We start from the raw sequence: 18,036 nt of genomic DNA, 5'->3' as shown, positions 1-18,036 counted from the left end.
TGAAGCTGTTCATCATTATTTCTAATGATTAGCAACCGCCAAATCCTCCCCAGCAAGCACAGCCGATGATGATTAATAAAATGAATAATACGATGATTAAAGCAAAGCCACTGCCAAACCCGCCGCCGCCGTAACCGTAACCGCCATAACCACAGCCACCATAGAAGCCCATATATTTCACCTCCAAGTTCTGAGTACATTTTTAACATATGCCTGAAATGCAAAAGTGCTCCAAAAATATCCAATGATTTCAATGAAAATAAAAAAAGATAAGAAAATAAGATGGACACGGTACTTTTTTTCACTTTCTACATAGGATGAATCATCCCAAGATCTCATATATGAGCCCCCATGTTATAACGAAGCAGGCTAATACCACTTCCTCCTTAGCCTGCGTACATAATGAAGGAGAAGCCGAAGAATTTTTTCTTCGGCTTCTTATTTTTTACTATGAAATAAACACGTTAGTACTTTCCGTATACCATTCTAAGTCAGGATTTGCTTCTTTTTGTATGTATTAGGTACTAAAGAGAAATCAAGCTCATTTTCATATAAACCTAGTAATTTGCTTTTTTTCGTAATTCTTTTCCCTTATTTTCAGCATAACCCAGATATTTGCCCAAGACAGCGACTAGGTAAATGCATATTCTTGGGTGAAAGCAAAAAACAAAAAAACGGAGGTTTCTCTTATGAATTCAGAAATGCATTTTTTACCTACTATGTATTCTCAAGATCATCATCAACTTCAACACGCAGATGAAAGGTTTATTGGCAGACCGTTTGGCTTTGGCAGACCGTTTGGTTTCGGACGCCCGTTTGGCTTTGGCTTTGGCTTTGGAGGTCCATTTTTAGGAGGATTAGCAGGAGGGCTAGTAGCAGGCTCACTGTTATCACCATATGGCTATGGTGGCTACGGCTATGGTTACGGTGGTTATCCGTATGGTGGCTATGGCGGCTACGGCGGTTATGGCTTTGGCTGCGGCTGTTAAACGCAAGTAAAAGAAAAATCTCAGAAGAAGTATTTTTCACACCATTCTTTTCTATAAAGAAGTCTGTTTTGGAATGTAAGGCTTTATATCCATCCACAGTTAATCAGAGCGTGCACCCCACTCAATATAAAAAACCACTTGGTGATTTTCCAGGTGGTTTTTTATTTTTACATAGGGAAGAAATAAAAAAATAGCGGCAGAAAGAGATAAAGAAAAGATGTTAGAATTGTGCTTTTTGTTCTTTACATTACAGTAAGAAACGCTTACTATGTGAGAAAATGGAAAATATTAATGAAGCATTCTTTTTACACAACTTTCTGTGAGAAGTAAAAGAGGGAGAGACATAACATGATTGAAAGCCATACTATTTATTTACGCCCGTTAACTGTCAGCGATGCGCATGACAGCCTTCGGTTGCAAAATGACAATCGCGGCTTTTTTGAACAGTTTTCTATGATTCGAGAGCATTCTTTTTATACGTTAGAGAGCCAAGTAGAAAAAATTCAGCGTCACGAAGAGAATAGGAAAAACGATGAAGAATACTATTTTGGTCTTTTTCAAAAAGAGAATAATAAGTTGATTGGCACCATTAGTCTTTTTCAAGTGCTGCGCGGATCTTTACAAAGCGCGTTTATCGGCTATTTTCTAGATCAGCATCATAATGGAAAAGGGTACGCAACAGAAGCCGTAAAAGCACTTGTTGGCTATGCGTTTGAAGAGTTACATCTTCACCGCATTGAAGCCGGCGTCATGCCACGTAATTTGCCTTCTCAGCGCGTACTCGAAAAAGCAGGGTTTCATAGGGAAGGAATTGCTAGAAAAAATGTAAATATTAATGGCATATGGGAAGATCATCAAGTCTTGGCTATCCTTAACCCTAATGATGAAATAGAAGAAATAAACGAGTTCTTAAAATTTTGATATACGTTTTTACATTTAAAATTTATAATGAGAATAAGAGAATAGAACAGTCTATATTTAAATAGTAGGTGACTAAGGTAATGGAAGAGAGGAACATCAATGAAAAAGCCGTTTGGGATGTATTGCAGATGGCTAGCGAAGTAGTCGGAAGCAGGACGCTGTTTGTAGGGATTTTCGACGAACAATTTTCAGTTATGAAAGCCTTTAATAAAGAAGGGGGAAGCCTTGTAGAGGATGGACTGACGCTGCCGTTAGAGCTTGCGGTATGCAACTTAGTCACGTGTGATGAACCCCTTGTTATTCCCAATACAAAACGCGATGTTAGAACGTCTAATTTAGCCATCATTGATGGTGCCCGGGTAGGTTCTTATTTAGGAACGCCTATTGTGCTAGAAGACGGGAGAATGTTTGGTACCTTATGCGCGGTCGATCCGGATCCTTATCAGTTTAGCGAAAGTGAAATTCAAGGGTTAAACCGGCTGGCTGGTATTTTGTCTCATATTATTTATAAAAATCAAGCGGCTGTTTTGCCGAAAATTGAAGAGAAAATTCTGCAGCTTGATAAACTAGCGCTCGTAGGGCAGCTAGCAGCAGGGTTAGCGCATGAGATTCGAAACCCGATGCAGTCGGTGCGCGGTTTTATTCAATTTTTATTTAATGAAAATGAACAGGCAGAGCCTTTTCAAAAAATTGTTCTTGATGAACTGGATCGTATGAATGAACTCATTAACAACTTCTTGCTTGTCACGCAGCCAACAGCGCCTAAAAAAGAAATCGTATCGATTTTAGAAGTTATTCATGATACGGTTGCTTTTTTGAAAAGTGAAGCTGCGCTGTATAATGTCGAAATGAACGTAAGAATAGAAGGAGCCATTCCGCTTGTATCAATCGATCCTGCTCAAATGAGACAAGTGTTTATGAATCTTTTGAAAAACGCCATTGAAGCAATGGAGAAAAAGAAACGCGGCGAAGTAAATCTAATCATCAAACAATGGGAAGGTTGGGCTCTTATTGACATTCAAGATACCGGCTCTGGCATTCCGCTATCCATTATTAATAAAGTAGGAAATCCATTTTTCTCAACAAAAGATGGAACAGGCATGGGGTTAGGGCTTTCTATTTGTAAAACAATCATCAACGAGCATAACGGTAAGCTTGCGATTGAAAGTGATGAGAACGGGACAGTGGTGAGGGTGAAGCTGCCTTTGACGCTTTAAGATAAAACAAAAAAGAAAGGAGAGCAAGCACTCATCCTTTCTTTTTTTTGCTGACGTTTTTAATATGCTGAACTGTCTTCAATCCAGTATTCATAGTCTTCCGCATCTTTTTTATTTAACTTTTTGCCGTTGATGTAAATTTTGTCCCACTCGTAAATTTGTTTATCCAAATAAACGTTAAACACAATGCGTACATGCTCTTTTTCTGTATAATCGTAGCCGGTAAATTGTACAACGTGATGACGGCCTTCTTTTTTAATATAGGTCCATTTTGGATGATCGTTGTACGTTTCAAGCGTAATTGCTTCGTCGCCGTAGCGAACTACATCTTTAATATTCGTTTTTGTTGGTAAAAATGATAATCCCGCTCCGACTCCAAAAGTAATCACAAGCGCCAAGATACTTAAACCAATAGCAATTCCGATGTGAGTGCCGCCTTTTATTTGCAAATAAGCTTCTTTCCGCTGCTCCGGCTGAGCTTCGGCTCGAGCTAACACGTTTTTAACGTGCTTATAATACCAGCGGTTGGCACATAGCCCTGTAATAAGTGAAGCACCGCCGAACACAATTGCATCGGACCACTCTGGTATGTCTACAAAGCACAAAAGGGAAAACCAAATTACTTCAATAAGCGATAAAATAAAAAAGTGCTTATACATTTTTCGGTATGCAAACCAAGCGCTTGTCAGAAAAAAGGCTGCCCAGTTCCACGTGTTATTTTTAGCTGGATTGGCTGTTTTTCCCCATTTTAAATCATAATACGACGTATTCGTTCGAACTACTTTATGCTCTTCTTCAAAAGGAACGAGTTTATTTACTGCTTGTTCTTCCATTTAAAACACCTTTCATTGGTTATAATCTATCATCTAAAATGACTCTATTATTATACATTATTTCTAGTATTTTTCTATTCTTCCTTAAATTATTTTTAAAGTAAGAATATTTACACTGTGGATTTTTCAACAAGAACTTTCACAAACAAGAAGAATATGGTAGATTTGAAGAAAAAGGAGCTGCTCGCACATGAATAGTTTAAAGAAAGCCCTGCACCAATCGTGGTCAATTCATTCAAGCACCAAGTGGACGGCTGACAATCCTTCCAAGGGACAGTGCGGCGTGACGGCGCTTGTCGTTCAAGATCTAAAAGGAGGAGATATCTTAAAAACGCCGTGTAAAGCAGGATGGCATTTCTATAATCAGCTCGATGAACAACGCTGTGATTTTACACAAGAACAATTTCGTGAGCCTCTCCATTATGCAGACATTTTGTCCAGTCGGGAAGAAGCGTTTATGGATACGAATAAGGAGCAATATGAAGCTTTAAAGAAAAAAGTAATGACCTATTTCATACATAAAAATTCGCTTTAGAAAGGAACACATAAATGAAAAGTATTCAGTATTCCATTGTTGATGTATTTGCACAGAGAAAATATACCGGAAATCAGCTCGCTGTTTTTCAAGACGCCGGAAGCCTTTCAGATAAAGACATGCAGCAAATTGCTAAAGAAATTAATTTCTCTGAAACGACGTTTATTACGTCGACTTCTCCACAAAAAGGAGAATATGACGTGCGGATTTTTACGCCTAATGAAGAAGTGCCGTTTGCAGGCCATCCGACGCTCGGAACCGCTTATGTTATTCGAGAGGAACTAGAAGAAAAAGATACAGAGGAGCATACTCTTCATTATAAAGCAGGTCCTACGCCCGTTACATATGATGAACAAAAAGATGTACTATGGATGAAGCAAGGTCAGCCGACGTTTGGGAAAGTGTTAGATAAAAAGCAAGTGGCGGATGTGTTAAACCTTGATGAATCTTATATCAATATGCGTTTTCCCGTTCAAGAAGTATCCACCGGTCTGCCGGTCATCCTTGTCCCGTTAACATCATTAGAAGCAGCTAAAGAGATAAACGTAGACAAAGAAAAATATTTCAAACTGATAGAAAACACGGAAGCTAAAGCGATTATGGTCTTTTCACCGGAAACCTATCACGAAGATCATCACTTAAACGTACGAGATTTTGCCGACTACTACGGTGTTCCAGAAGATGCAGCAACCGGCAGCGCCAACGGCTGTTTGGCAGCGTATTTAGTTAAATACCGTTATTTAAATCAGACCGTGATTGACATATGTGTAGAACAAGGATACGAAATAGGAAGACCTTCACTGCTGTATGTAAAAGCTAGTTATGACGGAGAGGCTTTTCACATTAAAGTAGGCGGAAAAGTAGAGATGATTGCGCGCGGTGAATGGATTTTGTAACAAGCTGTTCATCTGCTGTTCACAATAAATCCTTATCCTAATAAAAACGCAATATGACCACGGCGTTTGGTTACACTAGTAAACAGATAGATACTGAAAGAAGAAATGATGGCGGCCAAAAGGCCGCCATTTTAAATGGTTGATAAAAGGAGTGGCAGAGGAAATGATTCACATTTTACTGGCGGATGACGATGAGCATATGCGGCAATTAGTTCGTCACTATTTGCAGCTTGAAGGCTATATGGTGCATGAAGCAAAAGACGGAGAAGAAGCTTCGGGTCTGCTTGCTAAGCAGCACATTCATTTAGCGGTTGTCGATATTATGATGCCTCATAAAGACGGATATGAAGTTTGCGAAGAAATACGCAGCTATTATGATTTTCCCATTATTTTATTAACGGCAAAAGACCAGTTAGAAGACAAAGAAAAAGGCTTTTTAGCAGGAACGGATGACTATGTGACAAAGCCGTTTGAACCAAAAGAATTGATTTTCCGAATCAAAGCACTGCTTCGCCGGTACGAAGTGGTAAATGAAAAAATGATCGTGCTGAACAACACCTCTATCGACCGAAAAAGCTATGAAGTGCACTGCAACGGGCGACTGTTAATTCTTCCAATGAAAGAATTTGAATTATTAGCTCAGCTTGCGAGCTATCCAGGAAGAATTTTCACAAGAGAAGAATTAATTCATCTGATATGGGGAGCAGATTTTAACGGAGATAACCGCACAATCGATGTACACGTAAAAAGGCTGCGCGAGAGGTTTGAACATACCGATGATTTTGTCATTAAGACGATTCGAGGAGTCGGCTATAAGCTTGAGGTGACGGCAAAATGAAGACACTCTATTTGCGGATTGTCCTGACGACAATTGCTGTAATGGTATTTAGCAGTCTCCTAGCGTTTATTTTAGCAAACGTTTATTATCAGTACAGCTTAAAACCTTATAACGATCAAAAGCTTACGCGTATGGCAAAAGACATTGCGAGCTTTTACGAAAGCAATAGGGGCGTGGATCAACAAGCTTATTTACAGCATATTAGTAAATTAGGCTATCAAATATATGTGGTGGACAGCAGCGGACATGGGACGTTTTACGGACGGGAATTTAGAAATCAGCGCTTAGAAAAGAGTGCTGTCAAACAAGTGCTGGACGGAAAAATGTATCACGGAATTGCAAACTTTCCTTCACAGGTGTTTGTGACGGGGTTTTTTGATAATGTGTTAGCCAATACCATCGGCGTGCCCTTAAAAGGAGAGAGTAATAAGCAGCAAGCGCTGTTTATTCGCCCAGATATTCAGCTGCAGTTCGGGGAAATGCGCATTTTTTTCTCGGTTATTTTATTGCTGATGATTGTATTAAGTATTTTATTTGTGCTTATTAGTACGCGTTATTTAGTAAAACCAATTGTCAAGCTAACGGAAGCGACAAAACAAGTGGCAAAAGGAAAATACAACGTCGAGCTGTACGTAAAGCGCCGAGACGAAATCGGCGCGCTTGCTTCACATTTTTCCGAGATGGCTAAAAGTTTAGAGCAGCTTGAAGAGATGCGCCAAGAATTTGTATCCAACGTGTCACATGAAATTCAGTCTCCGCTAGCGTCCATTCAAGGGTTTTCGAAAACGCTCCGTTCTGCACATCTTTCTGATGAACAGAGAAATGAGTATCTGTCTATTATTGAAGAAGAAAGCCGGCGCATGTCGTCGCTCAGCAAACAGCTGCTTACGCTTGCTTCACTTGATAAAGAAAGTCAGCATATCGACAAAAGCACGTTTGATGTTGCAGCTCAAATCAAGCAAGTGCTGTTTATGACGGAGTGGAGCTGGCGTGAAAAAGAGCTGGCCATTGAAATGGATCTTCCTTCAACGATGATTTCAGGCGATCAAAAATTGCTTCATCAAGTGTGGATAAATTTGATTACAAACAGCGTAAAGTTCACGGAAGAAGGAGGAACGCTGTCTCTTCGCGTTCATATGGAAGACACGTATTGCCACGTGGAATTTCAAGATACGGGAATCGGCATGTCAAAAGAAAGCCTCCCGCATATTTTTAATCGTTTTTATAAAGAAGATAAAGCAAGAAGCCGGACGGAAGGAAGCAGCGGTCTTGGTTTAGCGATTGTGAAGCAAATTGTCGAAATGCACGGGGGCTCCATTCACGTTGAAAGCAAAAAAGGAAAAGGCAGCACCTTTCACGTTTATCTTCCGAAAATGTAATGAGCCGTTCATCTTCCATTCATTTTCTATTTTTATACTTTAAATAGAATTAAAAAAGGAGATGAAAGAAAGATGTTTTTGGCTTTACGTGAATTAAAACATGCGAAGCTGCGCTACTTACTCATTGGCGTGATTATGGTGTTAATTGTATGGCTTGTGCTTTTTGTATCAGGCTTAGCAAAGGGGCTTTCCTCTGACAATGCTTCAGCTGTTCAAGAAATGAAAGGAAATTACGTTGTACTTCAAAAAGAAGCGGATCAGCGCCTGACGCGCTCTGTTTTATCAGCAACCAAAACAAAAGATATTCAGCAAATCAGCGGCAAGAAAAAAGCTGAGCCGCTTGGCGTTACGATGACGGCTGTTATAAATGAAGGAAAAGAGAAAAAAATAGACGCCTCGTTTTTTGCCGTAAGCACAAGCGGCTTTTTAGCTCCGAACGTAACGGAAGGGAAGATGATTACAGAGAATTCTGAACATGAAGCCGTGGCGGACTCTTCGCTAAAAGAAGAAGGAGTAAAGCTCGGTGATACGATAAAAGATAAGGCTTCAGGAAAAAGCTTTACAATTGTTGGTTTTACACAGAATCAGTCGTTTAGTCACGCGCCTGTCATTCATATTAATATTAATGAATGGAATACGCTTGGAAGCACAGGTGCTTTTAACGCAGTGGTATTAAACACGAATGATAAACAAGCACATGCTCTTCAAAAAAAGGTAGCTGACATTGACATAATCAGTAAAGATGAAGCGTTAAAAGGAATTCCAGGTTATCAAGAAGAGCAGGGATCGCTTTTAATGATGGTCGCGTTTCTTTTTATCATTGGAGCTTTTGTATTAGCCGTTTTTTTCTATGTAATGACGCTTCAAAAAATGAATCAATTTGGTGTGTTAAAAGCCATAGGGGCAAAGACAAGCTATTTAGCGCGGACGATTTTATCTCAAGTCGTTGTCTTAACTTTATGCAGCCTTGTTATTAGTATTGGGCTGACATACGGAGTAGCTGCCGTATTGCCGGATTCCATGCCGTTTGACTTAGACCTGTCGCTAATCGCAGGCTGTTCGGCGCTGTTTGTAGCTGTTTCTGTACTAAGTTCATTATTATCGCTGTATCGCGTAGCAAAAGTAGATGCGGTTGAAGCGATTGGGAGGGCTGTTTAATGAGTGAAGAAAAATTAGTTTTAGAATGTGTTAGCAAGTCTTTTGGAGGCGGAGAGAACTCTGTAGTTGTGTTGAGTGACCTATCGCTCCGTGTCAAAGCTGGAGAGCTTGTGGCTATTGTAGGTCCTTCTGGTTCTGGGAAAAGTACCTTTTTATCGATTGCAGGGGCGCTGCTTTCAGCGTCTAGCGGACGCGTGATTATTGATGGGGATGAGATTAATAAAATGTCTTCAGCGCAAATGAACAGCATCCGCTTGAAGAAAATCGGCTTTATCTTTCAATCAGCTAATTTAATCCCGTATTTAACGGTTCGCGATCAGCTGCTTCTTGTAACCGAACTAGAAGGAAATCGAAATAAAGAAGCAAAAAAAAGAGCGGATCATTTGCTCGAAAAGCTGGGACTTGCTCACCGCAAGCATCACTATCCTGAAAGTTTATCGGGAGGAGAGCGCCAGCGGGTAGCGATTGCAAGAGCGTGGATGAATAACCCTGAAATTATATTCGCAGACGAGCCTACGGCAAGCTTGGATTCAGAGCGAGGAAGAGCAGTCGTGCAAATGCTCGCAGATGAAGTAAAGCTGAGGGGGAAGTCAGCTGTAATGGTTACCCACGACCAAAGAATGCTGGATTTATGTGATCGTGTTGTGTGGATGGAAGATGGAAAATTAGTAGAATCAAATAGCGTAAAAGCCTAAAAAAAGAGGTTAAAACAAAATATTTTAGTTGAAATGACATGCGAACTAATGATCAAAATTATTGATTGATAGTTCGTATTTTTTTGTTGTTATGGTGAACGGACCTTTCATTTGTTTAGTTGCTTCTGGCTGTTGATTGGAGGGCAGGGCGAAGACTTCTTCGGGAAAAGCGGAAGGGATGAGACCCCGCAGGAGCCCAACCGACGAGGAGGCTCATCGGCCGTCCGCGGAAAGCGAAGCCTTGCACGGAAATCAGCAGCGGTGTACCAAGCAGACGCACTTTCTTGTTCTTTGTTAAATAAGTTAATTTCTCCTGTGGTTTCCAATCCATAGCCCCTGCCGTTTCTAATGATGTTCCAATTCTGCCCCTGCAGCATCACTTCGTTAGTAGATTAGTTAGTTATTCATATTCCATTTCATTAAAAAGCGTGTAGTGAAAATAAAACAATGCTATTTAGAAAGGAAGAAAGTAAGAAACAGGAAATAACAGAACAATGAAGAAATAGTAAAAAGGTGATGAAATGATGAAGAAACGGAAGACAGCTGCATGTGGACTTATCATGGCAAGCTTTACAGGATGTTCGAGCAGTGGATTTCTTGAAGAATCCCCGCCAAAAGCGTATCTCGAAGCAAACAACCACCTTTATGAAACAAAAGTTGGCACATACTGCTGGAAAGAGACGTGTGTGGATAAAGCAGGCCCTTTAGAATTGTTAAAAACAGAAAAGCCTATTGAAGTTAAAGCAAATGAACCGCTAGCGCTTATTATCAAACAAAAGCCGCAGCCTAACGAGAGGCATATGGTACAAATACAAAACAAAAATGAAGTGGACGTACCACTAAAGAAAAATAAGATGAAAGCACCTTCTGAAAGAGGTACTTACTACTACTCATATTCAGTATGGTGGATGGATAAAAATCAAAAAAATGTATCCAATGGAGATGCGTTGTACGCGTTTGTGCTGGAAGTGAAATAAGGAGAGAGCATATGCAAAACCCCTATTATTCTCATTGTACCTATGTGCGCTGGAAAAACGACGGTCAGTGAAATGGTGGCAAAAAAACTAAAGATTCCTCAGTGCTCAATGGATGAAGTGCGATTTTCCTACTATCACGAGATAGGATTCAGCAAAGAAACACAGCAACATATTCGAGAAAAACAAGGATTTCAAGGCATGTACGCCTATTGGAAGCCGTTTGAAGCCTATGCCGTTAAAAGAATACTAGAAGAGTACAAACATGCGGTAATTGATTTTGGCGCCGGCCACTCGGTGTATGAAGACATAAAGCTGTTTCAACAAGTGGAAAAGACCTTAAAACCTTACCAGTCTCTTTTTTTACTGCTTCCAAGTGCTGACAAAGAAGAGTCCATACAGATATTGCATCAAAGACTCCATCAAGTAACGGATGACAAAGACGTCTTTGAACTTAACAAACATTTTGTAACGCATCCATCAAATCAAAAGTTGGCAAAGCAAACGATCTACACAAAGGAAAAGTCAGCAGATACCGTAGCGGAAGAAATTATTTCATCTATATCAAAGGAGTGAAAGCAATGATTACAAAAGTCGGTCAAATTATGGTATATGTAAACGATCAAGATCAAGCGTTAAAATTTTGGAAAGACAAAATGGGATTTCAAGTTATTTCCGAACAAGATAATGAACAAGGCATGAGGTGGATTGAGCTGGCACCGGTAGCGGGTGCCGAAACAACCATTATCCTTCATAACAAACAGCTAATAGCAAAAATGCAGCCAGAATTAAATGTTGGGACTCCTTCACTGATGTTTTTTACAGAGAATGTGGATGAATTATACAGAGATTTAACAGCTAAAGGCGTAACGGTGGGAGAAATCGTATCTATGCCTTCAGGAAAAGTCTTTAACTTTTCAGACAGTGAAGATAATTATTTTGCAGTTATGGAAAACACGAATAATAAATAGAGCAAAAATAAAAAACACCGGGAGCATATATATTGTCTCGGTGTTTTACAGGCAAAGCAGGATAAGTTACTTTTCATTTTCATCTGCTGAATGGCAGTAGCAATAATATTCTTTATAAATTTACTCCTTTTCTTCATTATTCAACGCTATGATTGTACAAATGTGTATTAAGATTCGCTTTAAGTTTCTAGAATGTAATAAGCCATTTCATAAATCAAGGAGTAATGCCTCTCATGATAAAACTAATAGGAAAAAAAGTGTTGCTAAGAGAAGCGACACAAGAAGATGCTAATACGCTCTATTACTGGAAATATGAAGAGAAAAAACAAGAAGCGAAAAAATGGAATGCTCCGTACATATCAGATCGAAAGCTTACGAAAGAAAAGTATATGAATTCACGGGAAGAAGAGTATGAGATTTATCCATCAGTTCCCCGAATGCTTGCGGTTATTATTGATGAAACAGCTGTGGGAACAGTGAACTGTTACTGGGTGGACAAACGTACAAACTGGCTGGAAACTGGAATTGTCATTTACGATTCAGACTATTGGAGCGGAGGATATGGATCAGAAGCTTATGGTATGTGGATCGACTTTTTATTTGAGTTTACACCTTTGCATAGACTCGGCATGTCTACGTGGTCAGGCAATATCAGAATGATCAAAACAGCGGCAAAAATAGGTATGAAAGAAGAAGCGAGAGTCAGAGAAGCACGTATCGTAAACGGTGAATATTTTGATAGCGTCAAAATGGGAATTCTGCGAAGAGAATGGAACAAAAAGATGAAGCAGGAGCTCTAATACCCTGTGTGCTATGTTTTCATTGTATAGAATGTTTTCCTGTAAACGTTTGTTTTTTATCCATAATTGAACTAGGCAGTTTAGTTTGATATATCCTAATACGGGGAATAGAGGGAAGACGGGGACGTGTAAGATTTTTATATAATTTAAAACTTCTTCCTTCATGAACGGAAGAAGTTTTTCTTATGTGAAATTATGTCATATGTCAAATCTAGCATGTATAAGATAGAAAAGAGGCAATATAGCCGTACTCTCTCATACTACAAAAAAGTTATAGCCAAGCTGTGCGTATCTTTATGAAAGAATGCACTTATGGCAGAGAGAATGATAGTTGCGATGGAGGTAACTAGATGAACGTTGATGGAGAAAATAAAGTTCCTCATTTTTATTCACTGCGGTCTGTTTCGCAAAAATTATTTGAGGTTATTACCAAACAGCTGAATGTCAGCACAACGTACGTAACTAGAAGAGGAGAAACAGCGATGACGGTCCTCAGCTCATATAACGAGAAGGAAGAGATTATTCCTGAAGGATACAGCGTTGAATACGGAGGTACATACTGCCGCTTAATCATTATGAATGACGGAGACGTTATGCATACGGCAAATCTGATGAAGGATGCCGTTACCAGACAGCTAGAAGTAACGAATCAATTGCAGGTAAAAGGTTTTTTAGGTGTTACATTAAAAGATTTAAAAGGAAATGTATTTGGAACACTCTGTGTAATGGACAAGGAAGAAAAAGAATTTTCAGGAGAAGATATCGCTTTTTTACAATCAATGGTAGGTATCTTATCCCATATGATCGATCTGGATGAAACACGATATCAGATGGGATTTTTAAGTGTCCCAATTATTCCGATTACAGAAGGTGTTTCGATTCTTTCTCTTCAAGGTATTATTGATAAAGAGCGTGCGGATCAGATTATGACAGATGTGCTTCACGATGCAGCTCATAATGAAATAGATTACTTTATCATTGATTTATCGAAGCTGCTTCTGAGAGAAAAAGAGTTTCCGAATTTCTTCTTTAAAATGATTACAGCACTTCAGCTCATGGGCGCTCAAGCAGTTATAACAGGTGTAACGCCCACATTTGCGAAAGAGCAAATTAAAAATCATGATTTGAGAAACTTACAGTTAAAAGTCGTGAAAAATATTCAACAAGCTCTTCAATGTGTGGGGTATAACTTAATCAAAACATGAAGCAAGCCTTGGCTCTATCAGCCAGGGCTTATTTTTGTGTATGTATATAATTCAATACGAAACGAAAAAAACAAGCTGGTATGCTCAGAAGATGTGAAAGCATCAAATGCAGCATAAAGTGAATATAGATAAAGAATATAACTTCATTGAAGCCTTGCGTGATGATCATTACGCATCTTTTGGTGGTGTAAGAAATAGCCGTGGGAGAGGCCTGCGTATGGCTGATGATCTTTTTTGTTGTATGCAAAAACATCATGGGGGGAAATACATGCGAGTAAACTTCAAAAGGTCCGCACAAACAGATGTGAATATGAAAAAGAAACAGCGGAGAACACTTCAGTCCACGTTAAACACAATAGGGATACTTATGTTTATTGGAATTTTGATCAGGTGGTGGACCGTGCCGTTCGCCGTTAGTAAGGATCTCCGAATTTACTATAATCAAAATTTTCAAATGACATTGAATGAGTGTAAAGAGTTTCTTGCGTTTATTTTATGCGCAGCAGGCGTGTATGTTACTTTAGTCAACGTCTACTTTTTAGGCAAAACAGGTAGAAAACTAGTCTATACTGTTCTTGTTTTACTTGCTGTTTTTAACCTCTATATGATGCTTACACTTCTTATTATAGCCGCGCATTAAAGGTAAAGCTAAAGCGTGCGTGTAGCTTAAAAGAAAGAGGTCAACTTCTTCTTTTTCCTTTGAATCATTTTACAATTTTTCTATGTAAAAAACAGATAGGTTTTCAAACATATTCATTGGTTGAGCTTTCATATCACTCCCACCTTTTGTTATTTTTGCCTGACACATATGTATATTCTTAGTTTCATACAATTCCATCAAATTCATTAAAGCAATTTTATTTTCTAAATTCAACTAAAAAGTATTTGTGTTATTTTTCCATAAATTATCTAAGATCAGCTGTTATAAGGTTTGAAGAAAAAAAGAAAATTGAAATGATTTTTTACGAGTCTAATATCTTGACGAAAAAATATTTCAGGATTAAGATACGTTACATAAAGTAACAAGTGAAAGAAAAGTTACTTTTAAACATTATATTTTCCCTAACAGGAGGAAGAGATATGGAAGCGATGACTTTTGTTTTATTCGGTTCAACAGGTGATTTAGCGAAACGTAAAATTTATCCTGCACTCTATAATTTATTTGTAGACGGGAAAATTCCTAAATCAATTTCTGTTATTGGCCTAGGCAGAAGGGAGATGCCCGATGCTGATTTTCAGGGGAAAGTAAAGGAATCGATTCATACTTTTTCACGCCGCGTCGAAAAGGATTCGTCTCTTATGCAGCATTTTCTTTCAGCTTTTCGCTACAGCCAATTAGATGCAACGAATGATGAAGACTATAAAAGTCTATTAAATTTGGTAGAAGCACGCGAAGCAGAACTAAACATTCCAAGCAATCGAATGTTTTATCTCTCCGTTGCACCGGAATTTTTCGGTACGATTGCCGAGCATATTAAAGACAGTGGCTTAGGTGCTACAAAAGGTTGGAAACGGTTAATTATTGAAAAACCATTTGGTCATGATTTACAATCAGCTCGACAATTAAACCAGAACTTAAGCAAAGCGTTTAAAGAAGAGGAGATTTACCGCATTGACCACTATCTTGGCAAGTCGATGGTGCAAAATTTAGAAGCGCTCGAATTCGCTAATCCTATTCTTCAATCGCTATGGAATAACGAGCATATTGCGAATATACAAATTACAGCTAGTGAAACGGTCGGAGTAGAGGAAAGAGCAAGCTATTACGACCATTCAGGAGCCATTCGAGATATGGTCCAAAATCACATGCTGCAAATGTTGATGATGACGGCCATGCACTTACCGGCTCACATTAGCGCCGATGATATTCGAAATGAAAAAATAAATGTGTTAAAAGCGCTTCGTCCGCTTGTAAAAGAAGATATGGATTTAGACGTTGTTCGAGGTCAATATGAGGCTGGAGAAATAAACGGGGCTTTAGTGACGAGCTATGTAAATGAGCCCGGTGTTTCAGCATCTTCCCAAACGGACACATTTTTAGCAGCCAGATTATATATCGATAATTCGCTTTGGAAAGGCGTTCCTTTCTACATTCGTACAGGAAAAAGAATGGCGGAAAAAGCAACCCGAATTGTCATTGAATTTAAAGACTCGTTAAAAGAGCTTTACTTAGAAAAAGGAGAAACACCATCTCCAAACCTTTTGATTATTGAAATTAACCCGCATGAAAATATTACGCTGCAATTGAACAGTAAAAACCCATTTAATCATGGTCATCTTGAGCCTGTACAAATTAATTTTACAGGTCAGCAAGAAGGTGCACCGGAAGCATATGAGCGTCTCATTGCAGATGCATGTGCCGGAGATTCTACATTTTTTGCTCACTGGAAAGAAGTAGAGCTAGCATGGGAATGGATTCAGCCGCTTCTGGAAGCGTTTGAGGAAAATACTGTGCCTCTTTATAGATATGCTGCTGGTTCACAAGGACCTGATGCAGCAAACGCACTTTTAGAAAAAGACGGTTTTAAATGGTGGTTGGATGAAGAAACAGCGAGCCAATCACGCGAAGTGCAGCCAGTTTAATACAAACAAAGCGAAAGAAGGATGACACATGAGTACCAACATAGACACACTTGCAGTTAATACGATTCGCACCCTGTCAATTGACGCGGTGAACGCAGCCAATTCAGGCCACCCTGGACTTCCGATGGGAGCTGCTCCGATGACCTATGCGCTATGGGCGAATCACTTACAGCATAATCCGGCAAATTCAAGCTGGTTTAACCGAGATCGTTTTATTTTGTCAGCGGGGCATGGTTCAAGCTTGCTGTATAGCATGCTTCATCTAAGCAGATACAATGTATCAATAGATGATTTAAAAAGTTTCCGCAAGCTACAAAGTAAAACACCGGGACATCCTGAATTTGGCCATACGGATGGTGTGGAAGCAACGACAGGGCCTTTAGGTCAAGGAATTGCAAATGCAGTCGGAATGGCAATGGCAGAAGCGCACTTAGCGGCGAAATTTAATCAGCCAAATTTCCCCGTCATTGATCACTATACGTACACGTTAGTAGGAGATGGCGACTTGATGGAAGGCATCTCTTATGAAGCGATGTCAATGGCTGGACATATGAAGCTTGGCAAACTTATCGCTTTATATGACTCCAACGATATTTCGTTAGACGGGGAATTAAATCTTTCATTTAGCGAAAATATCCAAAAAAGAGCGGAATCTGCAAACTGGCAGTATTTGCGTGTAGAAGATGGAAATGACGTAGATGAGATTACAAAAGCAATCGAAAAAGCTAAGCAGCACAAAGAACAGCCAACACTCATAGAAGTGAGAACAATTATTGGATACGGAAGTCCGAAAGTAGCAGGAACAAATAAAGCACACGGCAATCCGCTTGGAGCAGAAGAAGCAAAAGCAACAAAACAAGCCTACGGCTGGGTGTCTGAAGAAAACTTCTATGTTCCAGAAGAAGTAAAAGAACATTTTGAAAGCTTAGCAAAAAAAGGGATGAAAACAGAAGCTGAGTGGAACAAACTATTCGCTTCTTACCAAAAAGAATATCCTTTACTTGCAGATGAATTAGAACGTGCCATCACGCGCGAAGCGTTAATTGAAGTGAATGATATTTTAACATTTTTATCAGAAAAAGCGGTTTCGACTCGCGTTGCAAGCGGAGAAGCTATTAACTATTTCACTAAATCTGTGTCATCTATTTTTGGAGGAAGCGCTGATTTATCGCATTCCACGATGACGGACATTAAAGAAGAAGGCCCTTACGCACCCGGATATTTCGGTAATCGAAATATTTATTTCGGAGTACGTGAACATGCAATGGGAGCGGCCGGTAATGGAATGGCTCTTCACGGCGGAGTGAAGCCGTTTGTCAGCACGTTTTTTGTTTTTAATGATTACTTGCGTCCAGCAATTCGCTTAGCCGCACTGCAAAAGCTGCCGGTCACATATGTGTTTACCCATGATTCGCTTGCAGTAGGAGAAGATGGACCAACTCATGAGCCCGTTGAACATTTAGCTTCTCTTCGCGCAATTCCGGGGCTTACAGTTATTCGTCCGTCTGATGCAAACGAAACAGCAAGCGCTTGGGCTTACGCGCTTCAGCAAATGGAAGGTCCTGTAGCCTTAGTGCTTAGCCGTCAAAATTTGCCTGTATTTGAAGAAACAAAACGAAATATCAACGACTTATCTAAAGGAGCCTATGTGTTAACAGAAACAAACGATAAGCCGGAGCTGATTTTCATCGCTACAGGTTCTGAAGTAGCGCTAGCGGTCAGTGCTAAAGCTCAGCTAGAGCGTGAAGGCGTAGCTGTTCGAGTTGTAGCAATGCCTAGCTGGGAGCTGTTTAACAAACAGTCAAAAGAGTATCAAGAGCGTATCTTGCCTGAGTCTGTTTCAAAACGAATCTCTCTAGAAATGGGAATTTCACTTGGCTGGGAACGTTTTGTAGGGCCAAAAGGAAAAGTATTAGCAGTTGACACATTTGGTGCTTCAGGAACCGGAGCTGATGTTATGAAGCTATTTGGATTTACAGAAGAAAATGTAGTGGCACAAGCAAAAGAATTGCTAAAGGCTTAAATAAGAAGATGAAAAGATA

20 protein-coding genes are annotated in these 18,036 nt (G+C 39.6%); 18 read left to right on the top strand and 2 right to left on the bottom strand.

The features are described from left to right. Window positions 1–28: 28 nt before the first annotated feature. Window positions 29–172 carry a YjcZ family sporulation protein gene (locus LIS78_RS16985; RefSeq protein ID WP_075421040.1) on the bottom strand — a complete coding sequence of 48 codons (144 nt, stop codon included), beginning with the start codon at window positions 170–172 and terminating at the stop codon, window positions 29–31. A 517-nt stretch (window positions 173–689) separates the two neighbouring features. On the opposite strand from LIS78_RS16985, the gene ymaG reads away from it, so the two are divergent. The 3 genes from ymaG to LIS78_RS16970 all read left to right on the top strand — a co-directional run bounded on the left by ymaG (window position 690) and on the right by LIS78_RS16970 (window position 3,127). Further along, complete coding sequence (gene ymaG, locus LIS78_RS16980) at window positions 690–989, top strand: inner spore coat protein YmaG (RefSeq protein ID WP_252284038.1); 300 nt, start codon at window positions 690–692, stop codon at window positions 987–989. Between the two features lie 348 nt (window positions 990–1,337). Continuing rightward, window positions 1,338–1,910 (top strand): GNAT family N-acetyltransferase, encoded by a 573-nt coding sequence (locus LIS78_RS16975; RefSeq protein ID WP_195782591.1) that lies wholly within the window; start codon window positions 1,338–1,340, stop codon window positions 1,908–1,910. Window positions 1,911–1,990: 80 nt separating this feature from the next. After that, window positions 1,991–3,127, top strand: coding sequence for a GAF domain-containing sensor histidine kinase (locus LIS78_RS16970; protein ID WP_252284037.1), 1,137 nt, complete (start codon window positions 1,991–1,993; stop codon window positions 3,125–3,127). Between the two features lie 59 nt (window positions 3,128–3,186). On the opposite strand, the gene LIS78_RS16965 is transcribed toward LIS78_RS16970, so the two are convergent. Next, the gene (locus tag LIS78_RS16965; RefSeq protein WP_195782593.1) at window positions 3,187–3,960 is read right to left on the bottom strand and encodes a DUF2628 domain-containing protein; all 774 of its coding nucleotides are present in this window, start codon (window positions 3,958–3,960) and stop codon (window positions 3,187–3,189) included. 190 nt (window positions 3,961–4,150) lie between these two features. Between LIS78_RS16965 and LIS78_RS16960 the strand changes: the two genes are divergently transcribed. The 15 genes from LIS78_RS16960 to tkt all read left to right on the top strand — a co-directional run bounded on the left by LIS78_RS16960 (window position 4,151) and on the right by tkt (window position 18,017). Next, on the top strand, window positions 4,151–4,495 hold the full coding sequence (locus LIS78_RS16960) for a YunG family protein (RefSeq protein ID WP_195782594.1): 345 nt from the start codon (window positions 4,151–4,153) through the stop codon (window positions 4,493–4,495). A gap of 14 nt (window positions 4,496–4,509) precedes the next feature. Further along, complete coding sequence (locus tag LIS78_RS16955; protein WP_252284036.1) at window positions 4,510–5,391, top strand: PhzF family phenazine biosynthesis protein; 882 nt, start codon at window positions 4,510–4,512, stop codon at window positions 5,389–5,391. A 163-nt stretch (window positions 5,392–5,554) separates the two neighbouring features. Next, on the top strand, window positions 5,555–6,229 hold the full coding sequence (locus LIS78_RS16950; protein WP_195782596.1) for a response regulator transcription factor: 675 nt from the start codon (window positions 5,555–5,557) through the stop codon (window positions 6,227–6,229). Continuing rightward, window positions 6,226–7,608 carry a sensor histidine kinase gene (locus LIS78_RS16945; RefSeq protein WP_252284035.1) on the top strand — a complete coding sequence of 461 codons (1,383 nt, stop codon included), beginning with the start codon at window positions 6,226–6,228 and terminating at the stop codon, window positions 7,606–7,608. Before LIS78_RS16950 ends, LIS78_RS16945 begins: the two co-directional genes overlap by 4 nt. Before the next feature lie 72 nt (window positions 7,609–7,680). Next, entirely contained in the window at window positions 7,681–8,766 is a 1,086-nt protein-coding gene (locus tag LIS78_RS16940; protein ID WP_252284034.1) for an ABC transporter permease, read from the top strand. Beyond that, the gene (locus LIS78_RS16935) at window positions 8,766–9,461 is read left to right on the top strand and encodes an ABC transporter ATP-binding protein (RefSeq protein ID WP_209150151.1); all 696 of its coding nucleotides are present in this window, start codon (window positions 8,766–8,768) and stop codon (window positions 9,459–9,461) included. Before LIS78_RS16940 ends, LIS78_RS16935 begins: the two co-directional genes overlap by 1 nt. A gap of 132 nt (window positions 9,462–9,593) precedes the next feature. Further along, a complete protein-coding gene (locus tag LIS78_RS16930) occupies window positions 9,594–9,794 on the top strand; it encodes a hypothetical protein (protein WP_252284033.1) in 201 nt (66 codons plus the stop codon). Window positions 9,795–9,985: 191 nt separating this feature from the next. Next, window positions 9,986–10,438 carry a hypothetical protein gene (locus LIS78_RS16925; RefSeq protein WP_245210605.1) on the top strand — a complete coding sequence of 151 codons (453 nt, stop codon included), beginning with the start codon at window positions 9,986–9,988 and terminating at the stop codon, window positions 10,436–10,438. Window positions 10,439–10,510: 72 nt separating this feature from the next. Beyond that, window positions 10,511–11,011: a shikimate kinase gene (locus LIS78_RS16920; protein WP_252284032.1), complete on the top strand. Its 501-nt coding sequence runs from the start codon at window positions 10,511–10,513 to the stop codon at window positions 11,009–11,011. Between the two features lie 5 nt (window positions 11,012–11,016). Then, window positions 11,017–11,406: a VOC family protein gene (locus LIS78_RS16915; protein ID WP_209150144.1), complete on the top strand. Its 390-nt coding sequence runs from the start codon at window positions 11,017–11,019 to the stop codon at window positions 11,404–11,406. A 233-nt stretch (window positions 11,407–11,639) separates the two neighbouring features. Next, the gene (locus LIS78_RS16910) at window positions 11,640–12,206 is read left to right on the top strand and encodes a GNAT family N-acetyltransferase (protein WP_252284031.1); all 567 of its coding nucleotides are present in this window, start codon (window positions 11,640–11,642) and stop codon (window positions 12,204–12,206) included. 350 nt (window positions 12,207–12,556) lie between these two features. Continuing rightward, window positions 12,557–13,411 carry a GAF domain-containing protein gene (locus tag LIS78_RS16905; protein ID WP_209150140.1) on the top strand — a complete coding sequence of 285 codons (855 nt, stop codon included), beginning with the start codon at window positions 12,557–12,559 and terminating at the stop codon, window positions 13,409–13,411. A 217-nt stretch (window positions 13,412–13,628) separates the two neighbouring features. Further along, on the top strand, window positions 13,629–14,051 hold the full coding sequence (locus LIS78_RS16900; protein WP_252284030.1) for a hypothetical protein: 423 nt from the start codon (window positions 13,629–13,631) through the stop codon (window positions 14,049–14,051). Window positions 14,052–14,491: 440 nt separating this feature from the next. Next, window positions 14,492–15,994 carry a glucose-6-phosphate dehydrogenase gene (gene zwf / locus LIS78_RS16895; RefSeq protein ID WP_209150136.1) on the top strand — a complete coding sequence of 501 codons (1,503 nt, stop codon included), beginning with the start codon at window positions 14,492–14,494 and terminating at the stop codon, window positions 15,992–15,994. 28 nt (window positions 15,995–16,022) lie between these two features. After that, window positions 16,023–18,017, top strand: coding sequence for a transketolase (gene tkt, locus LIS78_RS16890; protein WP_252284029.1), 1,995 nt, complete (start codon window positions 16,023–16,025; stop codon window positions 18,015–18,017). Window positions 18,018–18,036: the final 19 nt, after the last annotated feature.

Origin of the sequence: Priestia megaterium (genome assembly GCF_023824195.1) — a bacterium.
In the GTDB taxonomy this organism is placed as follows: domain Bacteria; phylum Bacillota; class Bacilli; order Bacillales; family Bacillaceae_H; genus Priestia; species Priestia megaterium_D.
This window is presented reverse-complemented; position numbering and strand designations above follow the sequence as displayed.

Bases quoted from the DNA above. Each gene is read 5' to 3' on its own strand.
- LIS78_RS16985 (WP_075421040.1), bottom strand. From the start codon at position 172: ATGGGCTTCTATGGTGGCTGTGGTTATGGCGGTTACGGTTACGGCGGC.
- ymaG (WP_252284038.1), top strand. From the start codon at position 690: ATGAATTCAGAAATGCATTTTTTACCTACTATGTATTCTCAAGATCAT.
- LIS78_RS16975 (WP_195782591.1), top strand. From the start codon at position 1,338: ATGATTGAAAGCCATACTATTTATTTACGCCCGTTAACTGTCAGCGAT.
- LIS78_RS16970 (WP_252284037.1), top strand. From the start codon at position 1,991: ATGGAAGAGAGGAACATCAATGAAAAAGCCGTTTGGGATGTATTGCAG.
- LIS78_RS16965 (WP_195782593.1), bottom strand. From the start codon at position 3,960: ATGGAAGAACAAGCAGTAAATAAACTCGTTCCTTTTGAAGAAGAGCAT.
- LIS78_RS16960 (WP_195782594.1), top strand. From the start codon at position 4,151: ATGAATAGTTTAAAGAAAGCCCTGCACCAATCGTGGTCAATTCATTCA.
- LIS78_RS16955 (WP_252284036.1), top strand. From the start codon at position 4,510: ATGAAAAGTATTCAGTATTCCATTGTTGATGTATTTGCACAGAGAAAA.
- LIS78_RS16950 (WP_195782596.1), top strand. From the start codon at position 5,555: ATGATTCACATTTTACTGGCGGATGACGATGAGCATATGCGGCAATTA.
- LIS78_RS16945 (WP_252284035.1), top strand. From the start codon at position 6,226: ATGAAGACACTCTATTTGCGGATTGTCCTGACGACAATTGCTGTAATG.
- LIS78_RS16940 (WP_252284034.1), top strand. From the start codon at position 7,681: ATGTTTTTGGCTTTACGTGAATTAAAACATGCGAAGCTGCGCTACTTA.
- LIS78_RS16935 (WP_209150151.1), top strand. From the start codon at position 8,766: ATGAGTGAAGAAAAATTAGTTTTAGAATGTGTTAGCAAGTCTTTTGGA.
- LIS78_RS16925 (WP_245210605.1), top strand. From the start codon at position 9,986: ATGAAGAAACGGAAGACAGCTGCATGTGGACTTATCATGGCAAGCTTT.
- LIS78_RS16920 (WP_252284032.1), top strand. From the start codon at position 10,511: ATGGTGGCAAAAAAACTAAAGATTCCTCAGTGCTCAATGGATGAAGTG.
- LIS78_RS16915 (WP_209150144.1), top strand. From the start codon at position 11,017: ATGATTACAAAAGTCGGTCAAATTATGGTATATGTAAACGATCAAGAT.
- LIS78_RS16910 (WP_252284031.1), top strand. From the start codon at position 11,640: ATGATAAAACTAATAGGAAAAAAAGTGTTGCTAAGAGAAGCGACACAA.
- LIS78_RS16905 (WP_209150140.1), top strand. From the start codon at position 12,557: ATGAACGTTGATGGAGAAAATAAAGTTCCTCATTTTTATTCACTGCGG.
- LIS78_RS16900 (WP_252284030.1), top strand. From the start codon at position 13,629: ATGGCTGATGATCTTTTTTGTTGTATGCAAAAACATCATGGGGGGAAA.
- zwf (WP_209150136.1), top strand. From the start codon at position 14,492: ATGGAAGCGATGACTTTTGTTTTATTCGGTTCAACAGGTGATTTAGCG.
- tkt (WP_252284029.1), top strand. From the start codon at position 16,023: ATGAGTACCAACATAGACACACTTGCAGTTAATACGATTCGCACCCTG.